The organism is Moorena producens PAL-8-15-08-1, assembly GCF_001767235.1.
GTDB lineage: Bacteria > Cyanobacteriota > Cyanobacteriia > Cyanobacteriales > Coleofasciculaceae > Moorena > Moorena producens_A.
The window spans coordinates 3,406,661-3,421,416 of sequence record NZ_CP017599.1 but is presented as its reverse complement, the minus strand read 5'-3'; the positions used below and the strand labels follow the sequence as shown (position 1 = coordinate 3,421,416).

Sequence of the window (14,756 nt, the reverse complement as noted above, 5' to 3'; positions counted from 1 at the left end):
ATGGGGGAATTTTGAACAGAAAAATCCCCCTATTACCTGTTCCCTTCTTGTTTGTGTGATGGCCATGAAAGATCTAAGACTTAGATTAATTATCCTTTTGGCTTTGTTAGCTAGTTTTTCACCACCGTTGCTAGGTAATGTTTCAACCCTATTCCCAGCTTCTTCAGCACTAGCTCAAACTGTAGAAAGCCGTAAAACTGAAGCTGACCGACTTTTTGAACAAGGTCTTGAACAGGCTAAAGTGAGTCAATTTCGGAAAGCATTGCAGTCTTGGCAGAGGGCACTCACTATTTATCAAGAAATAGGAGACCGGCAAGGTGAGGCTTTTTCTCTGAACAATCTTGGTCTTGGTTACAACAACCTGGGGGACTACCCAAAGGCCATTGAGTTTCACCAGCAGAGTTTAATCATTGCACGAGAAATAGGAAATCGACAAGGTCAGGGTAACTCTCTGGGCAATCTCGGTCTTGTTTACCTTTCCCTGGGGGACTACCCAAAGGCCATTGAATACCACCAGCAGAGTTTGGCTATTGTACGAGAAATAGGAGACCGGCAAGGTGTGGCTAACTCTCTGGGCAATCTCGGTAATGCTTACCTTTCCCTGGGGGACTACCCAAAAGCCATTGAATACCAGCAGCAGAGTTTAGTTATCAAACGAGAAATAGGACACAGGCAAGGTGTGGCTAACTCACTGAACAATCTCGGTCTTGCTTACCACAACCTGGGGGACTACCCAAAGGCCATTGAAAACCTCCAGCAGAGTTTAACCATTGCACGAGAAATAGGAGACCGGCAAGGTGTGGCTAACTCTCTGGGCAATCTCGGTAATGCTTACCTTTCCCTGGGGGACTACCCAAAGGCCATTGAATACCTCCAGCAGAGTTTAAAGATTGCACGAGAAATAGGAGACCGGCAAGGTGTGGCTAACTCTCTGGGCAATCTCGGTAATGCTTACCTTTCCCTGGGGGACTACCCAAAGGCCATTGAATACCTCCAGCAGAGTTTAAAGATTGCACGAGAAATAGGACACAGGCAAGGTGAGGCTTCTTCTCTGGGCAATATCGGTCTTGCTTACCACAACCTGGGGGACTACCCAAAGGCCATTGAAAACCTCCAGCAGAGTTTAAAGATTGCACGAGAAATAGGACACAGGCAAGGTGAGGCTTCTTCTCTGGGCAATATCGGTCTTGCTTACCACAACCTGGGGGACTACCCAAAGGCCATTGAATACCACCAGCAGAGTTTAAAGATTGCAGGAGAAATAGGCGATCGCCAAGGTGAGGCTACCTCTATGGGCAATCTCGGTAATGCTTACCTTTCCCTGGGGGACTACCCAAAAGCTATTGATTTTCACCACCAGCATTTGGCTATTGCAGGAGAAATAGGCGATCGCTCAGGTGAGGCTAACTCTCTGGGCAATCTCGGTCTTGTTTACCTTTCCCTGGGGGACTACCCAAAAGCTATTGATTTCTTCGAGCAAACTTTAACGATTGCACGAGCAATAGGATACCGGCAGGGGGAAGGAAACTTGCTCAATAACTTAGGATATGCTCTGTTTAAATCAGGTAATCTTAAACAAGCTGAAACCATACTCACCGAAGCAATCGAGGTTAAGGAATCTCTACGACCAGGCTTGCCAGATAACCATAAAATTACCCTATCTGAGGAGCAATCTAATACCTATCGCAACTTGCAGCAAGTTCTAATTGCTCAAAATAAAACTGATGCTGCATTGGAAATTGCCGAGAGGGGACGTGGTCGTGCCTTGGCGGAATTACTGACAAAGGGGTTATACCCACAACTAGATACTCCACTAAATTACCCTAACGTCAAGACAATCAAACAGATTGCCCAGCAGCAGAAGGCCACACTAGTAGAATACTCTATTATTTTTGATGGAGAAATCTATATTTGGGTGATCCAGCCTACGGGCGAAATTGAATGGCGCTCGGTTCAACTGCCTCCAGATACCTCTGTCCAGCAACTGCTTAAAAATGGATATGATTGCCTTGCAGACCACGGTCAATGTCGCAGTAGTCAGTCTTCCCGGCAACCGTCCCAGGGTGATTGGATCAAACTCAAGGATGACGATTTCCCAGACCCCTGGCAAGTAGTAGAAGTTAATCCTCAACAAGGTACTTTACGACTCAAGTTACCAGGGTGGGAAGAAGGGGTAACAATCGAGCGTCCAATTACTGATTTTGCCACAATTGTCGATTCCCCTAATATTGAGAAACCACGCTTACAACAGCTTCATCAACTACTGATTGAGCCGATTGCAGACTTACTCCCCTTTGATGAGAATGCTCGTGTAGTCTTCATCCCTCACAGAGAACTGTTTTCTGTGCCCTTCCCAGCCCTGCAAGACCAGGAGGGAAAGTACTTAATTGAGAAACACACCATCCTCACTGCTCCCTCCATCGAAGTCTTGGGCTTAACCCATCAGAAACGGAAAAACCTTCCTAAATCAGGCCAAACTGCCCTGGTAGTTGGTAATCCTACCATGCCCAAGGTACCACCAGCTGCTGGAGAAGAACCTCAGCAATTATCTGCTCTCAAAGGTGCTGAACAGGAAGCTAAAAACATTGCCTCCCAGTTACAGCTGTTTTCAGATGAATCGACCTCACGACCTTTAGCTACAAGCCCCCTAAATCCCCCAATTCTGGGGGACTTTAACTCAAGTTCCCCCCAAAGTTGGGGGGCTAGGGGGGCGAAAATTGCTGTAAACGCTCAACTCTTATTGGGACAAGACGCTACCGAAACCAAAGTTAAACGCCAGATGCCCAAGGCCAGGTATATTCATTTTGCTACCCACGGCTTATTTGATCCCAAGCGTATTCCAGGTATTGGGAGTGCGATCGCCTTGGCTCCTTCTGTAGGAGAGGACGGACTACTAACTGCTGAAGAAATCTTTGAAATGAAACTCAGTGCCGAACTAGTAGTAGTCAGTGCCTGCGAGACCGGAGTCGGTCACATCAACAGTGAGGGGGTGATTGGTTTATCTCGTTCCTTAGTTGCAGCGGGTGTTCCCAGTGTGATGGTTTCCTTGTGGTCAATCCCTGATGATAAAACCACAGAGTTGATGACAGAGTTTTATCGGAATCTTGACAGCACAGGGGATAAAGCGCAAGCGTTGCGCCAAGCGATGTTGACCATGATTCCGAAGTCAGGTAATCCGAAAGATTGGGCAGCATTTACCTTGATTGGTGAAGCTAATTGAGAAAACAACTTTTGGTGAGGCGATCGCACTTTCCTGGATTGAGATTAGTGGAAATTCTGAGTTTTGCGATCGCACTTGCATGATTTGGCTATTTTACCACCGTTAAATAAATAGAATTCTGTTCTTTGAATTGATTGGAAGTTGATATAGAGGTAATAAGCATGAAATCTTCTAGAATAGCCACTATTGCACTCCTTGGTATACTAGGTAGTTTATCCCCACCTTTACTAGGTAATGTTTTAACGCTATTCCCAGCTTCTCCAGCACTAGCTCAAACTGTAGAAAGCCGTCAAACTGAAGCTGACCGACTTTTTAATAAAGGTCGTGAGCAGTATAAAGTGAGTCAATTTCGGAAAGCATTGCAGTCTTGGCAGAAGGCACTCACTATTTATCGAGACATAGGAGACCGACAAGGTGAGGCTAAGTCTCTCCATCGTCTCGGTAATGCTTATAGAAACCTGGGAGAGTACACAAAGGCCATTGATTTCCAACAGCAAAGTTTAAAGATTGCACGAGCGATAGGAGATCGCCAAGTTGAAGCTAAGTCTCTTAATGGTCTCGGCAATGTTTACGATTCCATGGGGGACTACCCAAAAGCGATTGATTTCTATCAGCAGAGTTTAACCATTGCACGACAAATAGGCGATCGGCGAGGTGAGGCTGCATCTTTGAGTAATCTAGGCAATGTTGATTATTTCCTGGGGGACTACCAAAAGGCCATTGAAAACTACCAGCAGAGTTTAAGTATTTACCGAGCCATAGGATACCGGCGAGGTGAGGCTGCATCTTTGAGTAATCTCGGTGTTGCTTACGATTCGTTGGGGGACTACCCAAAGGCTATTAATTTCCATCAGCAGAGTTTAACCATGGCACGAGCCATAGGCGATCGCTCAGGTGAGGCTGGATCTCTGAACAATCTCGGCAATGTTTATTATTTCCTGGGGAACTACCCAAAGGCCATTGAAAACTACCAGCAGAGTTTAACCATTTCACGAGCCATAGGCGATCGCTCACGTGAGGCGTCCTCTCTGGGCAATCTCGGCAGTGTTTACGAAACCCTAAGTGACTATCGAAAAGCTATTGATTTCCATCAGCAAAGTTTAACCATTGAAAAAGAAATAGGAAATCAAAGAGGTGAGGCTGCATCTCTGAACAATCTCGGCAATGTTTATTATTTGCTGGGGAACTACCCAAACGCTATTGAAAACTACCAGCAGAGTTTAAAGATTGCACAAAAAATAGGCGATCGCTCAGGTGAGGCGTCCTCTCTGGGCAATCTCGGCAGTGTTTACGATACCCTAAGTTACTATCGAAAAGCTATTGATTTCCATCAGCAAAGTTTAACCATTCAAAAAGAAATAGGAAATCAAAGAGGTGAGGCTGCATCTCTGAACAATCTCGGCAATGTTGATTATTTGCTGGGGAACTACCCAAACGCTATTGAAAACTACCAGCAAAGTTTGGCTATCACAAGAGAAATAGGCGATTCCTCAGGTGAGGCTAAATCTCTGAACAATCTTGGCAATGTTTACTATGCCCAAGGGGACTACCCAAAGGCCATTGAAAAATTTCAGCAGAGTTTGGCTATTGACCGAGAAATAGGCGATCGCAGAGGTGAGGCTGCATCTTTGGGCAATCTTGGTAGTGTTTACCTTTCCCAGGGGGACTACCCAAAGGCCATTGAAAAATTCCAGCAGAGTTTAACCATGGCACAAAAAATAGGCAATCGCTCAGGTGAGGCGTCCTCTCTGAACAATCTCGGCATTGTTTACCTTGACCAGGGGGACTACCCAAAGGCCATTGAAAACTACCAGCAGAGTTTGGATATTGCACGAGAAATAGGCGATCGCAAAGGTGAGGCTCAATCTCTGGGCAATCTTGGCAATGTTTACAACAACCAGGGGGACTACCAAAAGGCCATTGAACACCACGAGCAGAGTTTAACCATTGCACGAGAAATAGGCGATCGCAAAGGTGAGGCTAAATCTCTGAACAATTTCGGCAATGTTTACAACAACCAGGGGGACTACCAAAAGGCCATTGAACACCACCAGAAAAGTTTAAAGATTGCACGAGAAATAGGAAATCGCGGAGGTGAGGCTGCATCTCTGGGCAATCTTGGTAATGTTTACGAAAATCTGGGGGACTACCGAAAGGCCATTGAACACCACGAGCAGAGTTTAACCATTGCACAAAAAATAGGCAATCGCAAAGATGAGAGTGCATCTTTGGGCAATCTCGGCAATGCTTACCTTTCCCTGGGGAACTACCCAAAGGCCATTGAACACCAGCAGCAAAGTTTGGCTATCACAAGAAAAATAGGCGATCGCTCAGGTGAGGCTGCATCTCTGAACAATCTCGGTAATGTTTACCATGTCCTAGGGGAGTACCGAAAGGCCATTGATTTCCACGAGCAAAGTTTATATATTGCACGAGCCATAGGCGATCGCACAGTTGAAGCTACATCTCTGGGCAGTCTCGGCCTTGGTTACCATGTCCAGAAGGACTACCCAGAAGCCATTGATTTCCAGCAGAAAAGTTTGGCTATCAAAAGAGAAATAGGCGATCGCTCAGGTGAGGCTCTATCTCTGAACAATCTTGGTCTTGCTTACGAAAATCTGGGGGACTACCCAAAGGCCATTGAGTTTCACCAGCAGAGTTTAAAGATTGCACGAGAAATAGGCGATCGCCAAGGTCAGGCTAACTCTCTGGGCAATCTTGGTGTTGTTTACAATTCCCAGGGAGACTACCCAAAGGCCATTAAAAACTTCCAGCAAACTTTAACGATTACACGAGCAATAGAATACCGGCAGGGGGAAGGGATCGCCCTCAATCAATTAGGATTAGCTCTGTTTAAATCAGGTGATCTTGAACAAGCTGAAATCACCCTCACCAAAGCCATGGAGGTTATGGAATCTCTACGACCAGGCTTGCTAGATAACCATAAAATTACTCTATCCGAGAAGCAATCTAATACCTATAGCCTTTTGCAGCTATTACTAATTGCTCGAAATAAAACTGATGCTGCATTGGAAATTGCCGAGAGGGGACGTGCTCGTGCCTTGGCGGAATTACTGGCAAAGGGGTTATCTCCAGAACTAGATACTCCAATAACTAAGCCTAGCCTCAAGAACATCAAACAGCTTGCCCAGCAGCAGAAGGCCACATTAGTAGCATACTCTATTATTTCCAGTAAAATAATCTCTATTTGGGTGATCCAGCCTACAGGCAAAATTGAATGGCGCTTGGCTCAAGTACCTCCAGATACCTCTCTCCAAGAGCTGATTAACCAAGGATATGATTGCCTTGGAGATCATGGTCAATGTCGCAGTAGTGAATCTTCCCGGCAACCGTCCCAGGGTGATTGGGTCAAATTGAAGGATGACCAGTTCCAGGAACGGTGGCAAGTAGTTGAAGTTAATCCTCAACAAGGTACTTTACGACTCAAGTTACCAGGCTGGGAAGAAGGAGTAACAATCGAGCGCCCAATTACTGATGTTGCCAAAATTGTAGACTCCCCTAATATTGAGAAACCACGGTTACATCAGCTTCATCAACTGTTGATTGAGCCGATTGCAGACTTACTGCCCAAGGATGAGAATGCTCGTGTAGTCTTCATTCCTCACAGAGAACTGTTTTCTGTACCCTTCCCAGCCCTGCAAGACCAGGAGGGAAAGTACTTAATTGAGAAACACACCATCCTCACTGCTCCCTCCATCGAAGTCTTGGGCTTAACCCATCAGAAACGGCAAAACCTTCCTAAATCATCCCAAACTGCCCTGGTAGTTGGTAATCCTACCATGCCCAATGTACCACCAGCTGCTGGAGAAACACCTCAGCAATTAGGTTCTCTCGACGGTGCTGAACAGGAAGCTAAAAACGTTGCCTCCCAGTTAAACGCTCAACCCCTATTGGGACAAGACGCTACGGAAACCAAAGTTAAACGCCAGATGCCCAAGGCCAGGTATATTCATTTTGCTACCCACGGGTTATTTGATCCCAAGCGTATTGGAGGTATTGGGAGTGCGATCGCCTTGGCTCCTTCTGTAGGAGAGGACGGACTACTAACTGCTGAAGAAATCTTTACTATGAAACTCACTGCCGAACTGGTAGTAGTCAGTGCCTGCGAGACCGGAGTCGGTCACATCAACAGTGAGGGGGTTATTGGTTTATCTCGTTCCTTAGTTGCAGCCGGTGTTCCCAGTGTGATGGTTTCCTTGTGGTCAATCCCTGATGATAAAACCACAGAATTGATGACGGAGTTTTATCGGAATCTTAACAGCACAGGGGATAAAGCTCAAGCGTTGCGCCAAGCGATGTTGACCATGATACCGAAGTCAGGTAATCCGAAAGATTGGGCGGCATTTACGTTGATTGGGGAAGCTAATTGAGGAAACAACTTTTGGTGAGGCGATCGCACTTTCCTGGATTGAGATTAGTGGAAATTCTGAGTTTTGCGATCGCACTTGCATGATTTGGTTATTCTACCACCGTTAAATAAAAAGAATTCTGTTCTTTGAGTTTATTGCAAGTTGATATAGGGGTAATAACCATGAAATCTTCTAGAACAGCCATTATTGCACTCCTCGGTATACTAGGTAGTTTCTCACCACCGTTGCTAGGTAATGTTTCAAGCCTATTACCAGCTTCTCCAGCACTAGCTCAAACTTCAGAACGCGGTAAAGCGGAAGCTTACCGACTTTTTGAACAAGGTAGTAAGCAGTATAAAGTGAGTCAATTTCGGAAAGCATTGGAGTCTTGGCGGAAGGCACTCACTATTTATCAAACAATAGAAGACCAGCAAGGTGAGGCTAACTCTTTGATTGGTCTCGGCAATGCTTACCATGCCCAGGGGGAATACCCAAAGGCCATTAAAAACTTCCAGCAAAGTTTAAAGATGGCACGAGCAATACGAGACCAGCAAGGTGAGGCTAACTCTTTGATTGGTCTCGGTTATGCTTACCATGCCCAGGGGGAATACCCAAAGGCCATTAAAAACTTCCAGCAAAGTTTAAAGATGGCACGAGCAATACGAGACCGGCAAGGTGAGGCTAACTCTTTGAGTGGTCTCGGCAATGCTTACAATTCCCAGGGGAAGTACCGAAAGGCCATTGACAAACACCAGGATAGTTTGGCAATTTACCGAGAAATAAAAGATCCCCAAGGCAAGGTGGCATCTTTGGTCAATCTCGGCAATGCTTACCATGCCCAGGGGGACTACCCAAAGGCTATTGACAAGCACGAGCAAAGTTTAAAGATGGCACAAGCAATAAAGGATCTCAGAGGTCAGGCTAACTCTCTGATTGGTCTTGGCCATTCTTACAATGCCCAGGGGGAATACCAAAAGGCCATTGAAAACTTCGAGCAAAGTTTAAATATTGCACGAGCAATAGGCGATCCCACAGGTGAGGCTAGCTCTCGGATTGGTCTCGGCAATGCTTACCATTCGTTGGGGGACTCTCCAAAAGCTATTGAAAACCACGAGCAAAGTTTAACCATTACAGAAGCAATAGGCGATCGCCAAGGCAAGGTGGCATCTTTGGTCAATCTCGGCTATAGTTACCAAAACCAGGGGAACTACCAAAAGGCCATTGAAAACTTCGAGCAAAGTTTAAAGATGGCACGAGCAATAGAGGATCTCAGAGGTCAGGGTAACTCTTTGAGTGGTCTCGGCCATGCTTACCATGCCCAGGGGAATTACCGAGAAGCCATTAAACACTACCACCAGAGTTTGGATATTTACCAACAAATAGGCGATCGCATAGGTGAGGCTGCATCTCTGAACAATCTCGGCCATGCTTACAATTCCCTGGGGGACTACTCAGAAGCAATTACAAAGTTCAAGCAGAGTTTAAATATTCCACCAGACATAAACGATCGCACAGGTGAGGCTAACTCTTTGAGTGGTCTCGGCCATGCTTACCATGCCCAGGGGAATTACCGAGAAGCCATTAAACACTACCACCAGAGTTTGGATATTGCACGAGCAATAAGGGATCCCAGAGGTCAGGCTAACTCTTTGAGTGGTCTCGGCCATGCTTACCAAGCCCAAGGGGACTACCCAAAGGCCATTAAAAACTTCGAGCAGAGTTTAAAGATGGCACAAGCAATAGGAGACCAGCAAGGTGAGGCTAACTCTGTGATTGGTCTCGGAATTGCTTACCGTTCCCAGGGGGACTACCAAAAAGCGATTGGAAACTACCAGCAGAGTTTAAAGATTGCAAGGCAAATAAAAGACCAGAACCAGGAAGTAAACTCCCTCTATAACTTAGGATATTCTCTATTTCAATTAGGTAATCTTGAACAAGCTGAAACCACCCTCACCAAAGGAATAGAGGTTATAGAATATCTAGCAACAGGCTTGCAAGATATTCAGACAATTCCTCTCTCTGAGAAGCACTCTAATACCTATAGCCTTTTGCAGGAAGTTCTAATTGCTCGAAATAAAACAGATGCTGCATTGGAAGTTGCGGAGAGGGGACGTGCTTATGCTTTGGCAAAATTACTAAGAAAGGGGCTATTTCCAGAACTAGATACTCCACCAACTGACTTTAGCCTCAAAAAAATCAAAAAGGTTGCCCAGCAGCAGGATACCACACTAGTAGAATACTCTATTATTTCCAGTAAAAGAATCTATATTTGGGTGATCCAGCCTACGGGCAAAATTGAATGGCGCTTGGCTCAAGTACCTCCAGATACCTCTGTTGTTGAACTAAGCCGAGGAGTCGCCTCCCCTGACTTGTCTTCAAAACCGTACGTGACACTTTCGCATCATACGGCTCCTCATTATAGTACTTTAAGTCCATGACAGAGGCTCCTCTTAGAACGGATTTCTATCCAACTCATTGAGTTCGATTTTCTTTCTGTGTTTTGCATCGTGACAATGTAGGTGGAGTAATTCAAGATTTTTATCCGTGTCGTTTCCACCGAGAGAGCGCGGTATTATGTGATGCTTTTCCATTACATCTCCATCTCTGAAGGTAAGACCACAATGAGTACATACCCCTTTTTGCCTTTTCAAAAGCCTTCCCTTTTGACTGGTCATTTCAGGGTGTTTCTGCATTCTGGTATTCCAATATATTAAGTCCCCATCGTAGGTGCTTCTGGCTTCTTGTACCTTTTTATGTCTGACTATTTCAGTTTTGACATGTTTAGGAAGGTGATTCCTGTCGGTCATGAACATCCAGTTGTCTTCCTCTATGGTTCCCCAGTATTTGTTGATTACCCAGGATTTTGATTTATTTGGGTGTCTCCTGTATCCCCATCGTTGTAGTTTGTTCCATAACATGTGCCCAAGTTTATTAAAGGTTTCTTTACTACATACACTTCTGTAGTAGTTACACCATCCCCTTATAATAGGTTTTAGGTGGTTTATCAAAGCCTCCTGGGGAGCAGCTCTGTGACGGTCTATGACGTTTGAGAGCTGCTCATAATGTTCTAAAACTTTTTTCTTTGATGGTTTGATGATGGTTTTAAATCCTTGTTTAGACTGATTTTTTCCTACTTTATATTGACGGATGTTGAATCCTAGGAAGTCAAACCCGTTCATAGTATAGGAAATTCTTGTTTTACTTGGTTTTAATTCCAACCCTATATCATTCAGCCAATTTTCTAGAATCGTTCTGCATTCTTCTATTACTCCCTGATTTTCATGGATGATGACGAAGTCGTCTGCGTATCTAATCAAACTTATTCCTTGCCGTTTCTGTTTTTTACTTCTCCTTTTTATCTTTAATGTTTCGGCATATTGTTTGATTCGTTCTTCCATGCCATGGAGGGCAATGTTAGCGAGCAGGGGTGATATCACTCCTCCTTGCGGTGTCCCTTCGTTGGTGGGAGTGAGTGTATCCTTTTCCATTACTCCAGCTTTAAGCCAGGATTTTATTAACCTTCTTAATGATGGAAAAGTGTTCACTTTAGTTAGAAGCGCTTCATGATTTATTTTGTCAAAACATTTGGCAATATCTGCGTCTAATACCCATTTGGGTTTATGGCATATATTGCTGAATATTGCTTCGACGGCATCGTGACATGAGCGTCCTGGTCTGAAACCATATGAGTTAGGCTCAAACTTGGCTTCCCATTCGGGTTCTAATGCCTGTTTGGTTAAAGCTTGTAGAGCACGGTCGTGTATAGTCGGGATACCTAATGGGCGTTTTTCCCTACTTCCAGATTTGGGAATCCATACCCTTCTGGTAGGTTTTGCCTTCTTTTGAGTATTCAGGTTGGCTACTAAGGCGAGTCTTTGCTTATTATTTAAAGCTTTTTTCCCGTCTATTCCGGCAGTCTTTTTACCTTTGTTCTCCTGGGTTACCCGTCTAACCGCTATCATCTTGGCTGACCAGGAATTCATCAGAGTCTTTTGCAGCTTTCTTACCACGCGGACATCACCACGATGAGAGGCTCGATATATTCGTTTTTGCAACTTGAATACGGTCATTTCCAGCTTTCGCCAGTTGACGTTCTTCCATTCCGACTGTGGGGTGAACCCCCGAGTTTTGGACTTATTCATTGCTACTCGCAACCATATCTCTTCCTATAACGTGAGTCTGTCAGCATATCCCATACATTACATATGGACTTTGGCTTTTGACTCTATCCTTTTCACATAGGCCATGCGGCTAACTACCTACTCAATAAATCGACCTTTATTGAGAGAACCTATGGAATTACTTCGTTCCTGATAACCATTCTATGAACTTTTAGGGCGATACTATTCACCGGGAAATTTATTGGAGAATCAATAATGGACTGTTGAACCCATTACTCCGTATTTTCCTTTGACTTTTGTCTATGGCGTATCAATCCTTAATTTCGCCATTCCAAGCTTACGATGATTCTGACGTATCTTCCTCTCGTACCCTTGAGTTCTTTTACCTATCAATCTATCTTTCAGGTTAAGGATATTTTGACGTTCGACCCTTGCATCGATTGGCAGGTTTGTTATTCCTGTTCATCAGGGTAAGGTTGTCACCCGGATTCTTCGGGGGATGGTATTTCACCATCATGATTATCAAGTTGTCTTGGGTTCTTAACCCAAGCAGCTAATCCCCCAAATCCTGTTCATCAGGATAAGGTTTCTAGCTAACGAATCGCACCAACAGCTGATTGACAAAGGATATGCTTGCCTTGGAAATCATGGTCAATGTCGCAGTAGTGACTCTTCCGGCCAACTGTCCCAGGGTGATTGGGTCAAATTGAAGGATGACCAGTTTGAGGAACGGTGGCAAGTGGTTGAAGTTAATGGTCAACAAGGTACTTTACGACTCAAGTTACCAGGGTGGGAAGAAGGGGTAACAGTCGAACGCCCAATCACTGATGTTGATAAGATTGTGGATTCCCCTAATATTGACAAACCACACTTACAAAAGCTTCATCAACTATTGATTGAGCCGATTGCAGACTTACTGCCCTTTGATGAAAATGCCCGTGTAGTCTTCATCCCTAACAGAGAACTGTTTTCTGTTCCCTTCCCAGCCCTGCAAGACCAGGAGGGAAACTACTTAATTGAGAAACACACCATCCTCACTGCTCCCTCCATCGAAGTCTTGGGCTTAACCCATCAGCAACGGAAAAACCTTCCTAAATCATCCCAAATTGCCCTGGTAGTTGGTAATCCTACCATGCCCGAGGTACGACCAGCTCCTGGAAAAACACCTCAGCAATTATCTGCTCTCAAGGGTGCGGAAAAAGAAGCTCAAAACGTTGCCTCCCAGTTAAACGCTCAACCCCTATTGGGACAAGACGCTACCGAAACCAAAGTTAAACGCCAGATGCCCAAGGCCAGGTATATTCATTTTGCTACCCACGGGTTATTTGACCCCAAGCGTATCCCAGGTATTGGGAGTGCGATTGCCTTGGCTCCTTCTGTAGGAGAGGACGGACTACTAACTGCTGAAGAAATCTTTACTATGGAACTCAGTGCCGAACTAGTAGTAGTTAGTGCCTGCGATACCGGAGTCGGTCACATCAACAGTGAGGGCGTGATTGGTTTATCTCGGTCCTTAGTTGCAGCGGGTGTTCCCAGTGTGATGGTTTCCTTGTGGTCAATCCCTGATGATAAAACCACAGAGTTGATGACCGAGTTTTATCGGAATCTGAACAGCACAGGGGATAAAGCTCAAGCGTTGCGCCAAGCGATGTTGACCATGATTCCGAAGTCAGGTAATCCGAAAGATTGGGCAGCATTTACGTTGATTGGGGAGGCGCTTTGAGGGAATAGGGAATCGGGAATCGGGAATCGGGAATCGGGAGTAGGGGAGAACTGCTATAGATTACTTTCTTTAACGTTTTGCATAAATAGTCAAAACAAGACTGATAAGTATTATAGACAGGCAACAGAACTATTTTTGGAAAGACGTAAACCAACCTAGGTCTTTATTAATTTGTAATCTTTGGTGTAAACAGCTATATAGCTTCTAAGCATTTACCAGTAAGCGGTCAGCCGTTAAGGCCAAAGCTGAGAGCTGTTCGCGTAGCGCATATGCTTAACGCTGTAGGTGCATGTCAATTTTGTGGCGTTGCTGAATTAAGGAATGAATGCGCAATCATCTGGTGCATGTTAAAGCCCCCGTTGGTCCCCCAACTTTGGGGGACTTGTCTTGATGCAGTCGCTCATGGGGGAAACCCCCAAGACCGCGCTGCATCGCTTGAACGTCTTATTCCCCCCAAAATTGGGGGGTTAGGGGGGCAAAACCATACCTAGAATCAGCAACGCCAATTTTGTTAATCTCTGATTCAGATCCCCCATTATCCCCCTTAATAAGGGGGACTTTTCCATCTAATTCCCCCCTTTTTTAAGGGGGGTTAGGGGGGATCTATTTACCTAATTACAAAGTTGACATGCTCCCAACCCTGTTGTCTATTCTCTGTTTTATCTTCGCTGTTCCCTGATTAATGATGAAGCTTAATAAATTAAGCAAGCTAATTATTGCTCCGATCACTGTATTTTTAATTCTGATGATCAACCATACTTTCCTCGAAGATGGCATTGACAGTTCCAAACTTTTGGTCAACCCAGCTTCAGCAGAAGTGTCACCTGATGTCTTTGGTTACAACCCTACCTTCGCTCAGGAATTGGATAAGATTGGACAGATTTCACCCCAAGAATTTGCTAAACGCTACGATGCCAAGATTGACTATCTAACACAAATTAGTTGGGATCCCACCCAGGCTCAATTTTGGGATTTGTTCAATGACAGCTTTTTCCGCCTCAATTCAGAGGAACTGGAAGTATTCAATAAACAAGGCTTTGTTGTCAGTGAGCGCATGGGGACAAAGAGTTTCGCTCAATCATTCTACCAAATCTATAACAACGATTTACCAGTTTTCGTTTCCGCTGATGCCTTGCTTCATGCTTGGCATCGTTCTTATGACGCCATGTTAGAAGAACTAGAAGAAAGTTATCTTGCCACATCACTAGATGAAATTCTCACAGGAATGGCAGATAAAATCCCAGAAGCCAGTAATCAATATGGCGATGGTGTCCTTGACCTGGGGGGGCGACAAGCGCCCCGTAACCCTTGATATATATTAA

Annotated in this window: 8 protein-coding genes; 6 read left to right on the top strand and 2 right to left on the bottom strand. The window is 44.9% G+C overall.

Annotated features, from left to right (window positions below; genetic code table 11):
* Positions 1 to 58 precede the first annotated feature (58 nt).
* From BJP34_RS12860 to BJP34_RS12850, 4 genes are all read left to right on the top strand, one after another.
* Positions 59 to 3,220, top strand: coding sequence for a tetratricopeptide repeat protein (locus tag BJP34_RS12860; protein ID WP_070392687.1), 3,162 nt, complete (start codon positions 59 to 61; stop codon positions 3,218 to 3,220).
* Positions 3,221 to 3,381: 161 nt separating this feature from the next.
* Positions 3,382 to 7,611, top strand: coding sequence for a CHAT domain-containing protein (locus BJP34_RS46000; protein WP_070392686.1), 4,230 nt, complete (start codon positions 3,382 to 3,384; stop codon positions 7,609 to 7,611).
* A complete protein-coding gene (locus BJP34_RS48795; RefSeq protein WP_267876556.1) occupies positions 7,595 to 7,717 on the top strand; it encodes a hypothetical protein in 123 nt (40 codons plus the stop codon). Before BJP34_RS46000 ends, BJP34_RS48795 begins: the two co-directional genes overlap by 17 nt.
* Before the next feature lie 55 nt (positions 7,718 to 7,772).
* The gene (locus BJP34_RS12850; protein WP_070392685.1) at positions 7,773 to 10,028 is read left to right on the top strand and encodes a tetratricopeptide repeat protein; all 2,256 of its coding nucleotides are present in this window, start codon (positions 7,773 to 7,775) and stop codon (positions 10,026 to 10,028) included.
* A gap of 12 nt (positions 10,029 to 10,040) precedes the next feature.
* On the opposite strand, the gene ltrA is transcribed toward BJP34_RS12850, so the two are convergent.
* On the bottom strand, positions 10,041 to 11,732 hold the full coding sequence (gene ltrA, locus BJP34_RS12845) for a group II intron reverse transcriptase/maturase (RefSeq protein WP_070390905.1): 1,692 nt from the start codon (positions 11,730 to 11,732) through the stop codon (positions 10,041 to 10,043).
* Positions 11,733 to 12,417: 685 nt separating this feature from the next.
* Here ltrA and BJP34_RS12840 point away from each other — a divergent pair.
* Entirely contained in the window at positions 12,418 to 13,434 is a 1,017-nt protein-coding gene (locus BJP34_RS12840) for a CHAT domain-containing protein (protein ID WP_070392684.1), read from the top strand.
* On the opposite strand, the gene BJP34_RS43115 is transcribed toward BJP34_RS12840, so the two are convergent.
* On the bottom strand, positions 13,409 to 13,558 hold the full coding sequence (locus tag BJP34_RS43115) for a hypothetical protein (RefSeq protein ID WP_158517172.1): 150 nt from the start codon (positions 13,556 to 13,558) through the stop codon (positions 13,409 to 13,411). The genes BJP34_RS12840 and BJP34_RS43115 overlap by 26 nt on opposite strands.
* 621 nt (positions 13,559 to 14,179) lie before the next feature.
* Here BJP34_RS43115 and BJP34_RS12830 point away from each other — a divergent pair.
* Positions 14,180 to 14,746, top strand: a complete 567-nt coding sequence (locus BJP34_RS12830; protein ID WP_158517171.1) for a DUF3160 domain-containing protein — start codon at positions 14,180 to 14,182, stop codon at positions 14,744 to 14,746.
* Positions 14,747 to 14,756 lie beyond the last annotated feature (10 nt).

Bases quoted from the DNA above. Each gene is read 5' to 3' on its own strand.
- BJP34_RS12850 (WP_070392685.1), top strand. From the start codon at position 7,773: ATGAAATCTTCTAGAACAGCCATTATTGCACTCCTCGGTATACTAGGT.
- BJP34_RS46000 (WP_070392686.1), top strand. From the start codon at position 3,382: ATGAAATCTTCTAGAATAGCCACTATTGCACTCCTTGGTATACTAGGT.
- ltrA (WP_070390905.1), bottom strand. From the start codon at position 11,732: ATGAATAAGTCCAAAACTCGGGGGTTCACCCCACAGTCGGAATGGAAG.
- BJP34_RS12860 (WP_070392687.1), top strand. From the start codon at position 59: ATGGCCATGAAAGATCTAAGACTTAGATTAATTATCCTTTTGGCTTTG.
- BJP34_RS12830 (WP_158517171.1), top strand. From the start codon at position 14,180: ATGATCAACCATACTTTCCTCGAAGATGGCATTGACAGTTCCAAACTT.